Annotated in this window: 16 protein-coding genes; 8 read left to right on the top strand and 8 right to left on the bottom strand. The window is 72.0% G+C overall.

Annotated elements, in window-relative coordinates; translation table 11 throughout:
• Positions 1-12: 12 nt before the first annotated feature.
• A complete protein-coding gene (locus Q4V64_RS49035) occupies positions 13-837 on the bottom strand; it encodes an enoyl-CoA hydratase/isomerase family protein (RefSeq protein ID WP_124436822.1) in 825 nt (274 codons plus the stop codon).
• 156 nt (positions 838-993) lie between these two features.
• On the opposite strand from Q4V64_RS49035, the gene Q4V64_RS49030 reads away from it, so the two are divergent.
• From Q4V64_RS49030 to Q4V64_RS49000, 7 genes are all read left to right on the top strand, one after another.
• Complete coding sequence (locus Q4V64_RS49030) at positions 994-2,214, top strand: acyl-CoA dehydrogenase family protein (RefSeq protein ID WP_124436823.1); 1,221 nt, start codon at positions 994-996, stop codon at positions 2,212-2,214.
• Between the two features lie 69 nt (positions 2,215-2,283).
• Positions 2,284-3,144: a fructosamine kinase family protein gene (locus Q4V64_RS49025; RefSeq protein WP_124436824.1), complete on the top strand. Its 861-nt coding sequence runs from the start codon at positions 2,284-2,286 to the stop codon at positions 3,142-3,144.
• A 171-nt stretch (positions 3,145-3,315) separates the two neighbouring features.
• Entirely contained in the window at positions 3,316-4,014 is a 699-nt protein-coding gene (locus tag Q4V64_RS49020) for a FadR/GntR family transcriptional regulator (protein ID WP_124436825.1), read from the top strand.
• Between the two features lie 67 nt (positions 4,015-4,081).
• Positions 4,082-5,521 (top strand): four-carbon acid sugar kinase family protein, encoded by a 1,440-nt coding sequence (locus tag Q4V64_RS49015; RefSeq protein ID WP_124436826.1) that lies wholly within the window; start codon positions 4,082-4,084, stop codon positions 5,519-5,521.
• The gene (locus Q4V64_RS49010; RefSeq protein ID WP_253266637.1) at positions 5,518-6,369 is read left to right on the top strand and encodes a class II fructose-bisphosphate aldolase; all 852 of its coding nucleotides are present in this window, start codon (positions 5,518-5,520) and stop codon (positions 6,367-6,369) included. The genes Q4V64_RS49015 and Q4V64_RS49010 overlap by 4 nt, the downstream gene beginning before the upstream one ends.
• Before the next feature lie 70 nt (positions 6,370-6,439).
• Positions 6,440-7,414 (top strand): NAD(P)-dependent oxidoreductase, encoded by a 975-nt coding sequence (locus Q4V64_RS49005; RefSeq protein WP_124436827.1) that lies wholly within the window; start codon positions 6,440-6,442, stop codon positions 7,412-7,414.
• A complete protein-coding gene (locus tag Q4V64_RS49000) occupies positions 7,411-8,877 on the top strand; it encodes an SLC13 family permease (protein WP_124436828.1) in 1,467 nt (488 codons plus the stop codon). Before Q4V64_RS49005 ends, Q4V64_RS49000 begins: the two co-directional genes overlap by 4 nt.
• A gap of 174 nt (positions 8,878-9,051) precedes the next feature.
• Here Q4V64_RS49000 and Q4V64_RS48995 read toward each other — a convergent pair whose 3' ends face one another.
• The 6 genes from Q4V64_RS48995 to Q4V64_RS48970 form a co-directional block, all read right to left on the bottom strand.
• Positions 9,052-10,428, bottom strand: a complete 1,377-nt coding sequence (locus Q4V64_RS48995; RefSeq protein WP_124436829.1) for a nucleotide pyrophosphatase/phosphodiesterase family protein — start codon at positions 10,426-10,428, stop codon at positions 9,052-9,054.
• Positions 10,425-11,615, bottom strand: coding sequence for a metabolite traffic protein EboE (gene eboE, locus Q4V64_RS48990; protein WP_124436830.1), 1,191 nt, complete (start codon positions 11,613-11,615; stop codon positions 10,425-10,427). The genes Q4V64_RS48995 and eboE overlap by 4 nt, the downstream gene beginning before the upstream one ends.
• Before the next feature lie 7 nt (positions 11,616-11,622).
• Positions 11,623-12,492, bottom strand: a complete 870-nt coding sequence (locus Q4V64_RS48985; protein WP_172628946.1) for a TatD family hydrolase — start codon at positions 12,490-12,492, stop codon at positions 11,623-11,625.
• On the bottom strand, positions 12,492-13,223 hold the full coding sequence (locus Q4V64_RS48980; protein ID WP_124436832.1) for an EboA domain-containing protein: 732 nt from the start codon (positions 13,221-13,223) through the stop codon (positions 12,492-12,494). Before Q4V64_RS48980 ends, Q4V64_RS48985 begins: the two co-directional genes overlap by 1 nt.
• A gap of 98 nt (positions 13,224-13,321) precedes the next feature.
• Positions 13,322-14,197 carry a sugar phosphate isomerase/epimerase family protein gene (locus Q4V64_RS48975; protein ID WP_124436833.1) on the bottom strand — a complete coding sequence of 292 codons (876 nt, stop codon included), beginning with the start codon at positions 14,195-14,197 and terminating at the stop codon, positions 13,322-13,324.
• Positions 14,194-15,093, bottom strand: coding sequence for an SCO3242 family prenyltransferase (locus Q4V64_RS48970; RefSeq protein ID WP_124436834.1), 900 nt, complete (start codon positions 15,091-15,093; stop codon positions 14,194-14,196). Before Q4V64_RS48970 ends, Q4V64_RS48975 begins: the two co-directional genes overlap by 4 nt.
• 231 nt (positions 15,094-15,324) lie before the next feature.
• On the opposite strand from Q4V64_RS48970, the gene Q4V64_RS48965 reads away from it, so the two are divergent.
• A complete protein-coding gene (locus Q4V64_RS48965) occupies positions 15,325-16,401 on the top strand; it encodes a glycerophosphodiester phosphodiesterase family protein (protein ID WP_124436835.1) in 1,077 nt (358 codons plus the stop codon).
• A 255-nt stretch (positions 16,402-16,656) separates the two neighbouring features.
• Here Q4V64_RS48965 and Q4V64_RS48960 read toward each other — a convergent pair whose 3' ends face one another.
• Entirely contained in the window at positions 16,657-17,895 is a 1,239-nt protein-coding gene (locus Q4V64_RS48960; RefSeq protein WP_124436844.1) for an ROK family transcriptional regulator, read from the bottom strand.
• Between the last annotated feature and the right edge of the window lie 202 nt (positions 17,896-18,097).

Genomic DNA, 18,097 nt, shown 5'->3' with positions numbered 1-18,097 from the left:
GTGAAGAGGTAATCAAGAAACACTTTCCGGACTGCTTGGCGCGGACCGGCTTCTGCCCACCCGTGCACGAGCCCGCGGGGCCAGGAACGCGGTCATCCGCGCCTGCGCCTCGTCGCTCCCCGCCAGGCCGGCGATCAGCCGCGCCTCCTCGTCGAGGTGACGGCTCAGCCCACCCTCGGCACCGTCACGCAGCAGGCGTTTCGCGGCGCGCAGTGCCTCGCCCGCTCCACCGGCCAGTTCGGCGGCGGTCCGGTGGGCGGCCTCGTCCACTTCGTCGTCCGCGACGGCACGCGTGACCAGGCCGAACCGCTCGGCGTCGGCGCCCGTCAGGACCCGGTTGGTGAGAACCAGGTCCGCCGCCAGACGGGGGCCCACCAGGCGCGGCAGGAGCCAGGTGGCCCCGCAGTCCGGGGTGAGTCCCATCGCCGTGTACGCCAGCCGGAAGCGCGCCGACCGTGCGGCCAGGACGATGTCGCCGACCAGGGCGAGACCGATCCCGCCGCCCGCGGCGGCGCCGCGCACGGCCGCGACCACGGGTACGGGCAGCTCGTACAGAGCCCGCACCGCCGTGTGCGCCGCGGTCGCCACGGCGTGCACATAGGCGCCCGTCTCCTCGCCCCGGCCGGCGAATGCGCGCAGGTCACCACCCACGCAGAAGGTCGTGCCCGCTGCCCGCAGCAGGACCGCGCCACCCGGGTCGGCGGCCACCTCGGCGGTCGCGTCGCGCAGCGCCTCGGCCGTCGGGAGATCCAGGGCGTTGCCCCTTCCGGGGTCGTCCAGCCTCAGTTCTACGACTCGGTCGGGATGACGGACGACGCGGACCGGCTCGGTGCTCATGGGGTCTTCTTCCGTCGTCGAGGCCCGCTCCGGTCGAGCACGCCTCGGATCAAGCGCTCCTCAGATCCAGCGCCACTCAGCAAGATACTGAAGACGCTGTACAGTTTCTAGGACGCGACGGGCGCCGATGCCCGGAGCCCTTCGGCGGGAGGAACCGTGCCCATCCAGTTCGATGTCGATCCGCCTGTCGCCCGACTCGCCGCGGCCACCGCGGAGTTCGTACGCGACGTGGTGATCCCGGCCGAGCGCGAGTGCGGCGGGTCCGTGCACGACGCGCCGGAGCCCCTGCGCGAAACTCTGCAGAAAGGTGCCCGCGAGGCAGGTGTTTTCGCGCCGCACGTGCCGACGCGGTGGGGCGGGCACGGGCTCGACCTGCGCGGACAGGCGGTGGTGTTCGAGGCCGCCGGGTACTCACTGCTGGGCCCGCTGGCGCTGAACTGCGCGGCCCCGGACGAGGGCAATATGCATCTACTGGAGAAGGTGGCCACCGAGGAGCAGCACGAGCGCTATCTGCGCCCGCTCGCCGCAGGTGAGTCCCGGTCCTGCTTCGCGATGACCGAACCGGCTCCGGGAGCGGGCGCCGATCCCCGCTCCCTGCGCACCACGGCGACCCGGGTCCCCGGCGGGTGGCGCATCGACGGGCGCAAGTGGTTCATCAGCGGGGCCAACGGAGCCGCCTTCGCCATCGTCATGGCCCGCACCTCCGGCAACCCCGGCGACCCCGGCGGCGCCACCATGTTCCTGGTCGACGCCGACACCCCCGGCATGCGCATCGTCCGGGACATCGAGACCCTGGACGAGGGGCTCTTCGCAGGGCACAGCGAGATCGTCTTCGAGGAGTGCGTGGTCGGCGAGGAGCAGGTGCTCGGTGCGGTCGACCGCGGCTTCGAGAACGCTCAGGTCCGGCTGGGCCCCGCCCGTATGACCCACTGCATGCGCTGGCTGGGAGCCGCCCGTCGCGCCCAGGACGTCGCCCTGGATCGGGCGGGCAGCCGGACGGCGTTCGGCTCCGTGCTGGGAGACCTCGGCATGGTGCAGCAGATGCTGGCCGACTCCGAGATCGACATCGAGGCGAGCCGCGCCCTGATCCTGCGCACCGCCTGGGAGTTGGACACCGGCTCGGCCGCCGCCTCCCAGCTCACCTCGGTGTCCAAGACCTTCGTGGCGGAGGCGGTGAACCGGGTGGTCGACCGGGCGGTGCAGATCTGTGGAGCGCTCGGCATCTCGGCCGCCGACGCCCCACTGGCACGCCTGCTCCGGGAGGTGCGGCCGTTCCGGATCTACGACGGCCCGTCGGAGACACACCGGTTCGCCATCGCGCGCCGCGCGGTGAAGCCATACCGGCAGCCCCGCCCGGAGGCCGCCGCCGGCTCGTGACAGCATCGCTCCTGCACGGCCTCCCTTGGGGGAGGCATTGTCGGAACTGCTCTCGGAGGGCGAGGCGGCATGAACGACCGCGATCCGGCATGGAAGAGCCTGCCCAGCGCCGTCATCGCGGATGTGGCCGAGGCGGAGCCGCTCTCCGGAGGAGCGGTCAACGACGTCTGGCGGCTGACCCTCACCGACGGCACCAGACGCGTCCTCAAGGGCTCCGCCCGAGTGCCGGCCGACCTCTACTCGCTCGAAGCGGAGGGCCTGCGTGTCCTCCGTGACCTGGGGAAGCTCCGAACGCCCCGGGTATGGGAGGTGAGTTCCCGTCACCTCCTCATGGAATCGCTGGAAGCCCGTCCCGACACCGACGGCTTCTGGGAGGCGGCCGGCCGGGCCGTGGCACGGCTGCACACGGTGCGGGGAGACCGGTTCGGCTGGCACACCGACGGATGGCTCGGCCTCCTCCCCCAGGAGAACGCGTGGACCGACAGCGGCCACGCGTTCTTCGCCGAGCGCCGAATCCTCCGCTACGTCCGTGAACCCAAGGTCCGGCGCACTTTGGAGGCAGCCGACCTAGCCGGACTGGAGCGCATCTGTGACCGCCTTCACCTGTTGGTGCCGGACGCTCCGAGCGTGCTGAACCACGGCGATCTGTGGCGCGGCAACGTCGTCGCGGACTCCGAGGGCGAACCCGCGTTCATCGACCCGGCGGCATGCTGGATGTGGGCGGAATCCGAACTCAGCATGCTGTTCTGCACCGACCCGCCTCCGGACTGCTTCTTCGACGCCTACCAGGAGATCTCGCCACTCGCCGACGGCTGGCGGGAACGCATGCCCCTGCTGAATCTGCGTGAACTCCTCAGCGTGGTCGCGCACTTCGGCGCGGTGGGCGACCACGTGATGCGGATCCGCGCGGTCGTCCGAGCGTTTTCCTGACCGCACGGCGCGAGCGCGGCCCGATGCGTTTCCTTGTACGTGTCCTTGTGCGTGTCCTTCGCGGGGTATTGACGCGCCCCTCACTCGCTGTCATTGTTTCCGCCACATAGACATCTGATGTCTGACGTCAGATGTGCCGGAGACCCCTCCCCCGAACCTCAGGGATTTGCGATGTCACTCCCGGACGACCTCGCCGAGCAACTGCTCACCGCGATCATCGACGGCGCGTACCCGCCCGACTCCGCCCTCCCGCCCGAGGGCGAGTTGTCCGAGCAGGGCGGTGTCAGCCGGCTGACCGTGCGGGAGGCCATCAAGCAGCTCCGCGCGCAGAACGTCGTCCGTGTGGTGCGTGGCCGAGGCACCTACGTCAATCCGCCCGACCGCTGGACAGCACTGGACGCGGTGGTCAGGGCCGCCTCGCGTACCGCGAGCGGGGCGCTGTCCGAGCAGCTGATCGAGGCCCGGCGGCTGATCGAGAACGGTGCCTGCGAGCTGGCCGCCTCCCGGCGCGACGCGTCGCACCTCGAAGAGCTGCGACGGCACCTCGCCACCATGCGGGAGGCCGCCGAGGCCGCGGACACCGAGCTGTTCGTCCAGGCCGACATCGACTTCCACGACACCGTCATGCGCGCCGCCGGCAACCTCTTCGTTCCGCTGCTCTTCGAGCCCTTCGGCGCGCTGCTCGTCGAGGGCCGCCGGCAGACGTCCGCGGTGCCGGAGATCCGTACCAACGCCATCGCCCACCACGAGCAGGTGCTCGCCGCCCTGGAGTCGGGCAGCCCGGATGCGGCCCGCACGACGATGAACGCCCATATGAACCAGACGGCCGACGACCTGCGGACGCACGTCATCAAGCGCGACCTCGACTGAGCGCGCACCTCTCCGCCCCCGGCACGAACCGCCGACCTGTTCCTCTCTCTCCTCTCAGGAATCCGCCATGTCTGTGTCCCTCCCTGCCCGGACCGGGCGCACCGCGCTCGACGGACTGCCGCCCGTCCGTGAGGTGCCCGCCGCCGAAGTGGCCGCCCGCATCGCCGGCGGACCGCGTCTGGTCGTCCTCGACGACGATCCGACCGGCACCCAGACCGTCGCCGATGTTCCGGTCCTCACCTCCTGGACCGTCGACGACCTGCGCTGGGCACTGCGCCAGGACAGCGCCGCCTTCTTCGTGCTCACCAACACCCGCAGCCTGTCCCCCGAGGACGCTGCGGCCCGCAACCGCGAGGTGGTGCGGGCGCTGCACGAAGCCTCCGCCGCCGAGGGCACCGGCTATGTGCTGGCCAGTCGCGGCGACTCGACGCTGCGCGGCCACTTCCCGCTGGAGACCGACGTCCTCGCCCAGGAGCTCGCCGCCGTAGGAGCCGACGCGCCGGACGGGGTGGTGCTGGTCCCCGCGTACATCGAGGCGGGACGGATCACCGTCGACTCGTACCACTGGATGCGTACGCCGGACGGCGGGCTGCTGCCGGTCGGCGAGAGCGAGTTCGCCCGCGACGCGACGTTCGGCTACCGCAGCTCCGCACTGCCCGAGTGGGTCGAGGAGAAGACGGGCGGGCGCGTCGCCGCCGCCGACGTACTGCGGATCACCCTCGACGATCTGCGCGTGGGCGGCCCGGCCCGGGTCGCGGAGCTGCTGTCCGGCCTCCGCGACGGCCGCACCGCGGTGGTCGACGCGGTCTGCGACGACGATCTGCGGGTGCTGGCGCTCGCCGTGGCCGAGGCCGAGGGGGGAGGCGTCCGGCTCCTGTACCGGGTCGGCCCGTCGTTCGTACGGGCCCGTGCCGGACAGGCCGGGCGGCCGCCGCTCACCGCCGGGGAATTGCGGCCGCTGCGCGGGGACGCCCCGCACGGGTTGATCGCGATCGGCTCCCATGTCTCCCTGACCACACGGCAGTTGGAGCGGCTGAGGGAGCGCGGCGGAATCGCCGAGTTCGAACTGGACGTGGCGCTCCTCCTCGATGACGAGCGGCGGGAGCCGCATGTCGCCGAGGTGGCGGCCCGGGCGGCCACCGCGCTGGAGTCCTCGGACGCCGTGATCCGTACCTCGCGGGCCCTGGTCACGGGCGCCGACGCCGAAGAGAGCCTGGCCATCTCGCGCCGGGTCTCGGCGACGCTGGTGGAAGCGGTCCGGCTGGTCAACGCGGCGCGCAGGCCCGCGTTCGTGATCGCCAAGGGCGGCATCACCTCCAGCGACACCGCCACCCACGGTCTGGAGATCCGCCGCGCCTGGGCGCGCGGCACCCTGCTGCCCGGCATCGTCTCGCTGTGGCAGCCCGTCGACGGCCCCGCCGCCGGCATCCCGTACATCGTCTTCGCCGGGAACGTCGGCGGCGACGAGGCCCTCGCCGACGCCCTCGACCTGCTCAGGAGCGCATGATGCTGCTACACGGAACCGACGCGCTGAAGGCGGCGGCCGCCACCGGGCAGGCGCTGCCCGGGTTCGTCGCGTACAACCTGGAGACGGTGCAGGCCATCACGGCGGCAGCCGAGATCGCGGGACGCCCTGTACTGATCCAGGCGGGCGCCGGGCCGTTCCGTTACGCCGGACAGCAGGCGTTGATGCGGCTGGCGCTGGACGCGGCCGACCGCTCGACGGCACGGCTGGGGGTGCACCTGGACCACAGCCGGGATCTCGACGAGATCACCGTCTGTCTGGAGGCCGGCTACACGTCGGTGATGATCGACGGCTCGCATCTGCCGTTCGCCGAGAACATCGCGCTGACCAGTCAGGCCGTACGGCGGGCACGTGACCACGGCGCCTGGGTCGAGGCCGAGTTGGGCGCCCTCGCGGGCGACGAGGACGTCTCCACCGACGCGGTGGCATCGGCCACGGCCATGACCGACGCGCGGCAGGCGGCCGAGTTCGTCGCCGAGACGGGCGTGGACGCCCTGGCCGTCGCGGTGGGCAATGTGCACGGCTTCACCAGGGAACCGGTACGGCTGGACCTGGACCGTCTCGCCGCGATCCACGCGGCCGTGCCGGTGCCCCTGGTCCTGCACGGCGCGAGCGGACTCCCCACCGAGCAACTGCGCGGGGCCCTCGCCCGCGGGGTCGCCAAGGTCAACGTCAACGCGGAGCTGCGGCGGGCCTACCTGGAGGCCGTCCGCGACCACCTTCCGGACGCGCTGCCCGGCTCCGACGTCGTCGGGCTCTGGTCTGCCGCCCGCGAAGCGGTCACCGCCGCTGCTCTGACCGTCATCGACCGCCTGAGCACGAACCTATGACATCAGACGTCAGACGTCAGACGTCAGATGTGAATCCATCCCGCCCGCCCTCACTACTAGGAGGACAAAGATGTCTCCCCGTCCCCGTACCGCCGTGCTCGGCCTCGGTGCCATGGGTCTGCCCATGGCCCGGCGGCTGGCCGGTGAACTGCCTGTCGTCGTGTACGACATATCCGCCGAACGGCGTGCGCTGCTGACCGCCGAAGGAGCCACCGAGGCGGCGTCCCCCGCCGAGGCGGCCCGTGAGGCCGACGTGGTGCTGCTCGCGGTACGCGACCGCGCGCAGGTCGAAGGCGCCCTGTTCGGTCCGGACGGCGCCGCCGCGACGCTGCGGCCCGGAGCCGTGGTCGTGCTCACCAGCACGGTGGGCCCCGAAGCGGCCCGCGCCGTCGCCGAGCGGCTCGCCCCGCAGGACGTCCTCCTCGTGGACGCGCCGGTCAGCGGCGGTCCCGTACGGGCCGGCAACGGCGATCTGCTGATCGTCGTCGGCGCCGAGGACACGGCGCTCAAGGCGGCCCGTCCGGTGCTCGACCTGCTGGCCTCCACCCTCACCGTCATCGGCCCGCGGCCCGGCGACGGCCAGGCGCTCAAGGCCGTCAACCAGCTGCTGGCCGGGGTGCACATCGCCGCCGCCGCGGAGGCGGTCGCCCTCGCCCGCGGCCTGGGGCTCGCCCCGGCCACGGTCGTGGACAGCCTCAAGCACGGGGCGGCCGGCTCCTTCATGTTCGCCGACCGCGGGCCGCGCATGGTCGAGACGTACGAGGACGGGCCGGACCCGGAGGTCAGGTCCCGGCTGGACATCTTCGTCAAGGACATGGGCATCGTGACGGGCATCGCCAAGGACGCCCATGTGCCGGTGCCGCTCGCCGCCGCCGCCGAACAGCTCTATCTGCTCGGCGAGCACGCGGGCCTGGGCGACCGTGACGACTCCTCCGTCGTCACCGTGCTGTCCCCGAAGAACACGAAGAACACCGAGGACACCATGGACGCGAAGGACACCAAGGACACGAAGAAGCCGGTCAGAGCGGCGGGAGACGGACGATGAGCCACAACACTCTGCTGATCATCGCGGTCGCGGGTGTCGCGACCCTGCTCCTGCTCATCCTCAAGGCCAAGGCCCAGCCCTTCGTCGCCCTCGTCGTCGTCAGCATCGGCGTCGCCCTGTCCGCGGGCGTACCCGCCGCCGACCTGGTGAAGACCATCGAGGACGGCATGGGGGCCACCCTGGGCCACATCGCGACCATCATCGCGCTCGGCGCGATGATCGGCCGGATCATCGAACTCTCCGGCGGCGCCCACGCGTTCGCGCACTCGCTCATCCACAAGTTCGGCAGCAAGCGCACCCCGCTGGCGCTGACGGTCGCCGGATTCGTCCTCGGCATCCCGGTCTTCTTCGAGGTCGGCCTGATCATCCTGATGCCCATCGCGTACGGCGTGGCCCGCGCCTCCCGCAAGCCGCTGCTGGTGTACGCGCTGCCGATGGGCGCCGCGATGCTCACCGTGCACGCCTTCCTGCCGCCGCACCCGGGCGCGGTGGCCGTCACCGAGGCGATCGGCGCCAGCCAGGGGCTGGTCCTGCTGATGGGCGTCCCGCTCACGGCGGTCGTCGTCCTGCTGGGCTACCTGGTGTCCAAGCGCCTCACGCGCCGCGAGTACCCGATGGATCCCGCCGTGTACGCCGAGGTGTACGGCTCGGAGAAGCCGGCCCCCGCCGGTGGGTCCGGCGGCACGGACACCGGGCCGGACGGCACCGCATCGCCCGCTCCCGCTCCCGCCGGCGACGGGCACGGTACCGCCGTCCTCACCCGACCGGCCGGCACGGCCACGGAGGTCCGGCCGCCGTCGTTCGCCATGGTGCTGACGCTGATCGTCACCCCGATCCTGCTGATCCTGCTCGGCACCCTCGGTCAGAACCTGCTCGCCGACGGCTCCACGCTCCGCGCCGTCCTCACCGTCCTCGGTGCCCCGATGGTGGCCCTGCTGATCGACGTCACCCTGTGCGCGTACTTCCTGGGCGCCCGGCGCGGCTGGAACCGTGCGCGCATCGCGGACGTGATGGGCTCGGCGCTGCCGTCCGTCGCGATGGTGATCCTGGTGGCGGGCGCGGGCGGCGTCTTCGGCAAGGTGCTGGTGGCCAGCGGCATCGGCGACGCGATCGCCGACGTACTGGAGCGGACCGGATTCCCCGCTCTGGTGCTGGCCTTCGTGACGGCGCTGGCCCTGCGTGCCGCCCAGGGCTCGACCACGGTGGCGCTGATCACCACCGCGGGCATTCTCACCCCGCTGCTGGAGCGCGCCGATCTGTCGACCGGTCAGCTGTCGCTGGTGGCGCTCGCGATGGGCGCGGGCGGCCTGTCCGTCTCGCACATCAACGACGCCGGGTACTGGATGTTCACCAAGCTAGCCGGCCTCGACGTCTCGGCCGGTCTGCGCACGTGGACCGTCCTGACCACCACCATGGGGCTGATGGGCTTCGCGCTCACCGCCTGCCTGTGGCCCCTGGTCTGAGCCCACTGGCACCTCGCCCGTCGGGCGGCGCCGCGGTCCCAAGGACCGCGGCGCCGTCACGCCGGCGATCCTGGCCAGGGGCCGCTCGGCGATTCAACGCCCGTACTCGGCGGCGGGATCGGGCAGGGGCGGCGGCGTGGGGTCCGTCGAGTGGATGGTGGGGGGCTCCGGTGTTCAGGGGGCGGTGATGCCGGCCAGGGTGAGGAGGAGATCCTTCACCTCGGTCGCGGCGATCTCGTTACGGGCGGAACCGGGCCGCGAGCACAGCAGGACGGGGCTGTCCTGCGGGTCGTGCGGCAGCCGGCCGTGGCTGCCGCGCACGCCGGAGGGGTCCAGGGGGACGGTCTTGATGCGGTAGCGCAGGCCGGCCTTCTTGCGGGCGACCTGGCCGATGGCGCGTGCCTTCACGCCGGGCACGGTGGGGTCGTAGAGGAGTTCGGCGGGGTCGTAGCCGGGCTTGCGGTGGATCTCGACCTGGCGGGCGAAGTCCGGGGCGTGGTCGTCGTCCAGCCAGTAGTAGTACGTGAACCAGGCGTCGGACTCCGCGACGGCGACGAGCTCTCCCGAGCGTTCGTGCGCGAGTCCGTGCCGGGCCTTGCCCTGCTCGTCGAGCACCTCGTCCACGCCGTCGAGGCCGGCCACGATCTCGGCGGTCTTGGCGAGGTCGGCGGGGTCGCGGACGTAGACGTGGGCGACCTGGTGGTCGGCGACGGCGAAGGCGCGGGACGCCCAGGGGTCGAGGTACTCCATGCCGTCCTGCCTGTGGACTTCGAGCAGTCCGGTCCGGCGCAGCGCGCGGTTGATGTCGACCGGGCGGGAGGCGGGCGCGATGCCGTACTCGCTCAGGATCACCACCGTGGCGTCCTCGCGCCGGAAGTGGTCCAGCAGGGGGCGCAGCGCGTCGTCGAGCCGTCGTGCCTCGCGGGCGGACTGCGGCGAGTCCGGGCCGGATCGCTGGGGTTCGTAGTCCAGGTGCGGTACGTAGACCAGGGTCAGGTCGGGGCGGTGCTCGTCGAAGATCTGGCGGGCGGCGGCGAGGATCCACTGGCTGGACGGCATGCCCGCGTTGGGTCCCCAGTAGGTGAAGAGGGGGAACGGGCCGAGTCTGCTGGTGAGTTCGTCGTGCAGGGCGGGTGGCCGGGTGTAGCAGTCGGGTTCTTTGCGGCCGTCGGAGTAGTAGACGGGGCGCGGGGTGACGGTGAAGTCGACGTCGGCGCCCATGGCGTACCACCAGCAGACGTTGGCGACGGTGTAGTCGGGTCGGGTGCGGCGCGCTGTGTGCCACAGTTTCTCGCCGCCGACCAGGGCGTTGTGCTGGCGCCACAGGAGGACTTCGCCCAGGTCGCGGAAGTACCAGCCGTTGCCGACGACGCCGTGCTCGGTGGGCGGCACGCCGGTGAGGAGGGTGGACTGCACGGAGCATGTGACGGCGGGCAGCACGGGGTTCAGGCGGGCCTGGAAGCCCTGTGCGGCGACGGCCGAGACGGCGGGCATGTGGCGCAGCATGCGCGGGGTGAGGCCGACGATGTCGAGGACCACCAGTCTCGTCATGAGATGGGTTCCCTTCGCAGGAGTGTTTCTTGGGTGAGGCCGAGTTCCTCGAACCGGTCGCGGGTCCAGGTCAGTTCGGCGGCCAGGCCCGCGACGAGGCCCTCGCGGTCGCTGGGCCGCAGGTGTTCGGGCAGGACCGACCAGGTGTAGGTCTCGACCTCGACGTGGTCGCAGAGGGCCTGCGGGCCGCCCAGCAACTCGCCCAGGGCGGTGGTCAGTTCGTCCGCGGTGGTGCGCAGTGGCGGTTCGGGCTCTGCGTGCAGCGGGGCATGGAAGTGGACCCGCCAGGCGGAGCCCGCGTCCAGGCCTCCGGCCAGGGCGTCCGGGAGGTCGTCCACGCCGGTGACGGCCCCGTCGGGGGCCGTCCGGGTCTGGTGCAGGAAGCGGGGTTCGGCGAACCGGGCCAGCGCGCGGCGCGCCTCCGGGTCGGCGGGGTCGTCGGCCTGGAGGGCGCTGGACGCCTGCACCTTCACGACCGGCAGGCCCGCGTCGGCGAGGCGGCGCAGTGCGGGCGCCGGTTCCTCGAACTGCACGGCGAGATGGCAGGTGTCCAGGCAGATCCCGAGCCGCTCGGGGTCCACTCCCCCGAGTTCCCGGGCCGCCTGGACGGTGTTCTCCACCGCGCATCCGGGTTCCGGCTCGAAGCCGACGCGGATCGTACGGCCCGTCTCACGCTCCACGTCGGCCAGTTCCGCCGCCAGTCGGTCCAGGGCCCGTCGGGCCGTGTCCCGGGCGTCCGCCGCCCACGGGGTACGCCAGGCCAGGGGCAGGGTCGAGACGCTGCCGCGCAGCGCGTCGTCGGGCAGCAGTCCGGCGAGGACCCGGGCGCAGTCGACGGTGTAGTGCAGGCGGGCGGGGTCGGTCCAGTCGGGCAGGTAGACGTCCTTCTTGACGACCTCGCGGTGGAATCCGCCGTAGGGGAAGGCGTTGAGGGTGACGGTCTCCAGGCCGCGTGCGGTCAGTTCTGCGCGCAGGCGGAGTACGGCGTCGGGGCGGGCGGACAGTTCGGTGACCACGTCCCGGGCCAGCCAGAGGCCGATGCCGAGCAAGTCGGCGCCGAGTGTTTCCCGTACGGGCTCGGCGTAGGCGGCGAGCTGGTCCACCACTCCGTCGAGGTCCTCGGCCTGGTGGACGTTGCTGCAGTAGGCGAGGTGGACGGTCGTACCGTCGGGGTGTCGGAAGCGCACTACGGGGTCACTCTCCGCCGCGCTTGATCGAGTTGCCCTCGAACAGGGCCGTGCCGTCGGGCTCGGTGTCCTCCGGCTTGACGTCCTCGAGGTCCAGTCGGCCGCTCTGCCCGTAGAAGGCCACCGGGTTGCGCCACATGACCTGGTCGACGGTGTCGTCGTCGAAGCCGGCGGCGATCATCGCGTCGGCGGTCTTGCGGGTCTTGAGTGGGTCGCTGCGGCCCCAGTCGGCGGCCGAGTTGACGAGCATCCGCTCGGTGCCGTGTTCCTGGAGGATCCGCACCATGCGGTCCTCGGTCAGTTTGGTGTGCGGGTAGATGGAGAAGCCCATCCAGCAGCCGCTGTCGGCGACCATGGCCACGGTGAGTTCGTTGAGGTGGTCGACGAGGACGAGCTCGGGCGGGATGCCGGACTCGCGGACCACGTCGAGGGTGCGGCGGGTGCCGACGGCCTTGTCGCGGTGCGGGGTGTGGACCAGCACCGGCAGCTCGTGCTCGACGGCGAGTTCGAGCTGGTGGGCCAGTGCCTCGTCCTCCTCGGGGGTCATGGAGTCGTAGCCGATCTCGCCGACGGCCACGACCCGGTCCTTGGCCAGGTAGCGCGGCAGTACGTCCAGCACACCGGCGCAGCGCGGGTCGTTCGCCTCCTTCGGGTTGAGGGCGATGGTGCAGCGGTGCTGGATGCCGAACTGCGCGGCGCGGTACGGCTCCCAGCCGAGCAGCGCGTCGAAGTAGTCGGTGAAGCTGTCCACGGAGGTGCGCGGCTGGCCGAGCCAGAACGACGGCTCGACGACCGCCCGTATGCCGGCCGCGTACATCGCCTCGTAGTCGTCCGTGGTGCGGGAGGTCATGTGGATGTGGGGGTCGAAGATACGCATCATGCGGCTCCTGCGGGCGCGGTGGCAGAGTAGGCGGCGAGGGCCCGTGCGGCGGCGGCGCGGCGGTCGGGCACGGGTGAGTCGGTTTCCGCGGGCAGCCCGGAGGCCTCCAGCGTGCCGGGGTAGGCGCGCACGACCGGCCAGACGTCGGCGGGGACGTCACGGCCGGCGGCGACCCGCTCGTGGGCGAAGTCGGCCAGCATGCGGGCGAGTTCGCGGTCCGCACGCTCCTGGAGGCCTGCGACCCGGTCGAGGGGAATGCCGCAGAAGACGCACTTCAGTACGGCGTGGCGGTAGCCGTCGTAGTCCAGGTGGCGTGCGGCGTACGGGCCGAGGGCCGCCTCGATCAGGTCCGTGTCGTTGCCCCGCAGCGCCGCGCGCACGAGGGGCAGTCCGAGGTCGGCGAACGAGGCGTCCGTGTCCTCCAGCAGGGCCAGCGACCGCAGCACCGCCCGCTGCTCGGCGGCGTCGCCGTACCGGTGGAGGGCGGTGATCTCCTCGGCGAGCGCTGCTCCGCGCAGCGGCAGGGCGGCGAGCAGCCGGGCGCGGGCGGCATCCGCCACGGTCCAGCCGGCGACGAGTGGTCCGCGCCCGCAGCGCCGGCCGACGGCCGGGAAGACGGTGCGCACGGCTGCCGGATCCTGGCCTGCGCGGGCGACGGCATCGGCCAGCCAGTCTTGTGCCTCGGGGGTGAGTTGCCGGTCGAGGGCGGTATGGATGCGTGGGTCCAACGCGCATACCTCCTGTTCGGATGCGCGTACGGCGACGGCCGTACGGGGGTAGGGGTGGGTGATGCTCCGCGGAATCGGGATGCCTGAACGTTTCTGCGTCAGCAGGGCTCGGCGGCCTTCAGGAACTCCAGGGAGCGGTGGGCGACTTCGGGGGCGTTCAGGGACGCGCCCTGGATCTCCACCGAGACCGGTCCCTGGTAGCCGGAGGCCTTCAGGGCGGCCAGGACGGGCGGGAAGTCGATCTCGCCCGCACCGAATCCGAGGTGCTCGTGCACACCGCGCTTCATGTCCTCGATCTGCACGTTCACCAGATGCGGCGCCGCCAGCCCGACGCAGTCGAGCAGGGGCAGCTCCTCGACGCAGTGGGCGTGGCCGATGTCGAGCGTGATGCCGAACAGGTCGGGGTCGCCGAGCCGGTGCCGCAGGTCCATAACCCGCTGCACGGTGTCGACGAACATGTACGGCTCGGGCTCGAACCCCAGGGCCACGCCGTGCTCACGGGCGATGCCCAGGACCTCTTCACAGCCCGCGGCCAGCCGCTTCCAGGCCTCCTCCTCGGGCATGGACTCCGGCGCCGGTCCGCTGCACAGGTGGACGGCCGGGGCGCCCAGGTCGGCCGCGACGCGCACCGCGCGCGCCAGCAGGTCGACACGCCGTTCGGCGCCTTGAGCCGACATCAGGGTGGGGATGTGTTTGCGCCACGGATCCAGCAGGTACGGCGATCCGGTCTCCACCATGACGGCCAGGCCCAGCCGGTCCAGCCGCCGCGCTAAGTGGGCGACTTGCCGGGGCAGGTCGGCGGCGTAGGGGTCGAGGTGGCCGTGGTCGAGGGTGAGGCCGACGGAGTCGTAGCCCAGGTCGGCGAGCACGGTCAGCACGTCGTCGAGCCGGTGGTGGGCGAATCCGTTGGTCCCGAAGCCGAACCGCAGCCGGCTCACGGACTCAGGTATCGCGGGCCCGTGGCTCGGGGTCATGTGGGCGACACCTTCCGGGCGAGTCTTCTCGCCAGCGGGTGCGCCACAGCCAGGACACCGGCCAGGCCCGTTCCCCCGCCGCCCGCGGTGAGCGCCGCCTGAAGGGGCATCAGCGACATGATCCCGGTGCCGACGGCAGTGCGGACGTTCGCCGCGGACGGCTCCCGCGCCGCGCGCGCCTGCGCCGTGCCGTACGAGGCGAGGTAGCCGAGCGCGCCGACGGCCGCGCCGATCCGTGCCGTCCCCCGCCGCCGTCGTACGCCGGGAAGTGCCGCGGCGGCCAGGGCGGTCGCGGTGCTGCCGGCCAGTGTGACGGCGGGCAGCGCGCGCGGCGCGCCGGACACCTCGTGGCGGCTCAGCGCCGTGACGGTGTAGGTGTGCGCGCCGACCAGCAGGGCGGCCGGCAGCGCGGACGCCCGGTGCCCGGGCTCCGCTCCGGCCAGCACGTTCAGCGTCCGTGCGCCCGCCATGGCGGCGGGACCGGCGGGGGTGGACTTCAGGCGCAGGTCGTACGCCCAGACCAGTCCGGTCAGCGGCAGCGCCACGCCGAGTGCGCGCCGCCCGCCGGCCAGGGCGGCGAGGCCCAGGCCTGCGGCGGTGAGCCCGCAGGCGGTCGCCAGCGCGGTGCTGCGGGCCACGCGGCCGGAGGGCAGGGGGCGTTCGGGGCGCTCCACCGCGTCGACGGTCGCGTCCGCGTAGTCGTTGAGCGCCATTCCGGCCCAGTAGAGGGCGACGGACGACGCCATCGTGGCGACGATACGGGGCCGGGGTTTCCCGGCACTCGCGACGGCACCGGCGAGGATGTCACCGGGCACGCTGAGCGCCGCGGGCAGGCGGACCAGGTTCGCCAGGTCGGCGAGGCGAGGTGAAGGACGGGAGTCGTTCGGGCCGTGCATGATCGGACCCTACGCCCATCATTTTAATCTTCAGATACCTCACCGCACTCATTTATGTGAAGAAATCGTGTGTCCGGCGTACCGAACGAACAGCGGGTCGGCGGCCTGCCCGGCCTGGTTCCGAGAGGCGTTCTGCCGACATTCACGGCCTCATCATGTCCAGGCGGTTGAACCCGTCCGAGGCCGAACTAGCGTCAGGGGTCGTCCCAACTCCCCATGAGTGAGGTGTCGATGTCCTCAAGGCATGTCCTCGCCGGCCTGGCGCTGGCCCCGGTGTTCACGCTGTCCGCCCTTCCGGCGACCGCTCACGCGACGACGTACGACGGCCTTGGCATGCCGCCCCGGAAGGCCCACTTCGATCTGCAGGCCCACCGCGGCGGCATCGGCATGACGACCGAGGAGTCCCTCGAGGGATTCGGCAAGGCGATGCGGCTCGGGGTGTCCACCCTGGAGCTGGACACCCAGATCACCAAGGACGAGAAGGTCGTCGTCACCCACGACCGGCAGGTCAGCGCCCAGAAGTGCCGTGACACGGCACCGGTCACGCCGGGCGACCCGATGTACCCGTACGTCGGAAAGTACATCAAGGATCTGACGCTGGCTCAGGTCAAGACGATGGACTGCGGTTACCAGCAACTGCCCGGCTTCCCCGAGCAGGAGGTGATCAAGGGTTTCCGGACGGCCGAGCTGAAGGACGTCCTGAACCTGGTCAAGAGCTACCGCGCCAAGCAGGTGAAACTGAACATCGAGACGAAGGTCGAGGCGGGCGCGCCCGAACAGACCGCACCACGTGAGCTGTTCGTACGCCGGGTCCACGAGGAGATCCGCGCGTCGGGCATCCAGGACCAGGTCACCATCCAGTCCTTCGACTGGGGCGCGTTGAAGGCGATGCACAAGCTGGCCCCCAAGTGGCCGCTGGTCGCCCTCACGAACTACGACTTCCTTCAGGTCGGCAAGGCCGGCGCCTCCCCGTGGCTGGGCGGGATCGACGCCGACGACTACGGCGGCGACTTCGTCAGGGCGGCCGCCACCGTCCCCGGCGTCAGGGCCCTCTCCCCCAACTACGGCTTCCCGCAGAGCGGCAAGGTCGGCGATCCCGGCTTCCGTTTCTACCCCGACCGGAAGATGATCTCCGAGGCACACGCCAGGGGCCTGAAGGTCATCCCGTGGACCTGCGACGATCCGGCCACCGTCGAGGCGCTCATGGACCTGGGCGTCGACGGCATCATCACCAACTACCCCGACCGCGTCCGGCAGATCATGGCCGACCGCGGCATGCGCCTGCCCAAGCCTTTTCACCCCCGCTGACGCCGACGACGTGACGGGGCGCCGCCCTATGCCGGACCCCGCCCCGTCACCTCTCGGCCGGTCCCGACCGGTCGGCTTTCCTGCGCAGGTTCAGGTCACGGCTTGCCGGCTTGCGTACGCCACGGTGACCTCGACCTCCACCAGCCGGCCCTTGACGGCCAGTGAGGCGAGCCGGCGGCGGGCAGCCGCTCGCCGCCCGGCACCAGGCCCAGCTACGCCGAACCGGCGAGCTCTGCGAGATTCCCCGCCCGGCGTTCAGCCGGAGGCGTCGGTGAGCATGCGCCAGCCGGGCGTGTAGTTGCCGTGCAGCACGAGTGACGCGGCACCGACCGCGCCGACGGTCTCACCGATGACGCTCTGCTCGATCGCGAGGGGGCGGATGGCGCGGGCGACGGACGTGCTGTTGACGGCCGCGTCGATCTCCTCGCACAGGAGGGGCTCGATGCCCCGCAGCGCCTCGCCGCCGAGGACGACACGGCTGACGTCGAGCAGGCTGGCGGCGCCCCGGACGGCCTGGCCGATGCGGCGGGCGGCGTGGCGTACGACGTCGCGGGCGTCCGGGTCGCCGCTGCGGGCGGCCCGGCGCAGGCGTCGCCAGTCCTCGTGGCGATCTTCGGGCGTGCAGCTCAGGCCGATGCGGTCGGCCACGGTCCGTCCGTGGCGGCGCAGCAGGTCGTCGATGATCGCGGCCGGGCTGCAGTACGGGCCGAGGCAGCTCATGCTGCCGCAGTGGCAGGCCCGGTCGCCCGGTTCGACGGCCATGTGGCCGAACTCCCCGGCATTGCCCGAATCGCCGTGCAGCACGGTGTTGTTGAGGACGATGCCGGCACCGACGCCGGTGCCCAGGTAGACGAACAGGAAGCTGCCCGCCCTGGCCTCGCCGCCGATCCAGCGTTCGCCGATGGCGGCGGCGGTGGCGTCGTTGTCCAGTGCGACGGGCATCTCGGTGGCCTCGGCGAACATCTTCGTCAGCGGCACGCGGTCCCAGCCGGGCAGGTTCGGCGGGAAGACGACGGCGCCGGTGGAACCGTCGATGGGACCGGGCGCGGCGACGCCCAGGCCCAGCAGCCGGTCGGGGTCCACGGCGGACCGGTCGACGAGCCGCAGGGCGGCGCGGGCCACCCGGTCCACGACGTCGGCGGGCTCGCTCGGCATGGTGAGCCGCAGCCGGCGGGTCATGACCGCCTCGCCGGCCAGGTCGACCAGGACGATGACGGCGGCGTCGGGATCGAGGTGGACCCCGAGCGCGTAGGCGCCGTCGGGACGGGGGGACAGCAGGGTGCGGCGCTTGCCGCCGTTGGAGGGGGCGTGGCCGGACTCGGTCACCAGGCCGGCGTCGAGGAGCTTGCGGACGACGTTCGAGACGGTCTGGTTGGTCAGGCCGGTGAGCGTGGCCAGTTCGACCCGGCTCACCGGGCCCCTGGTCCGGATGGCGTCCAGCACGACGGCCTGGTTGTAGCCGCCCACCCGCGGCAGGTTGGTCCCACCGAGCATCGTCACCTGTCGGTCACCTACCGCACCTCATGCCTTCCGTTGCCGCCTTGGTCTGCCCTGGTCACCGGTCGGCACCGGCGTGCCCGGGGGCGCGGCGCCGGGGCCGGAGGGCAGTTCATGACCAAAGTTTACACGGCAGAAGCGTTGACTTAATCCATCAATTGGATTTAGCTGACGCACCAAGCCGGGCCGAACAGGCCAG

This window comes from Streptomyces sp. NL15-2K, assembly GCF_030551255.1.
Taxonomy (GTDB): domain Bacteria; phylum Actinomycetota; class Actinomycetes; order Streptomycetales; family Streptomycetaceae; genus Streptomyces.
This window is presented reverse-complemented; position numbering and strand designations above follow the sequence as displayed.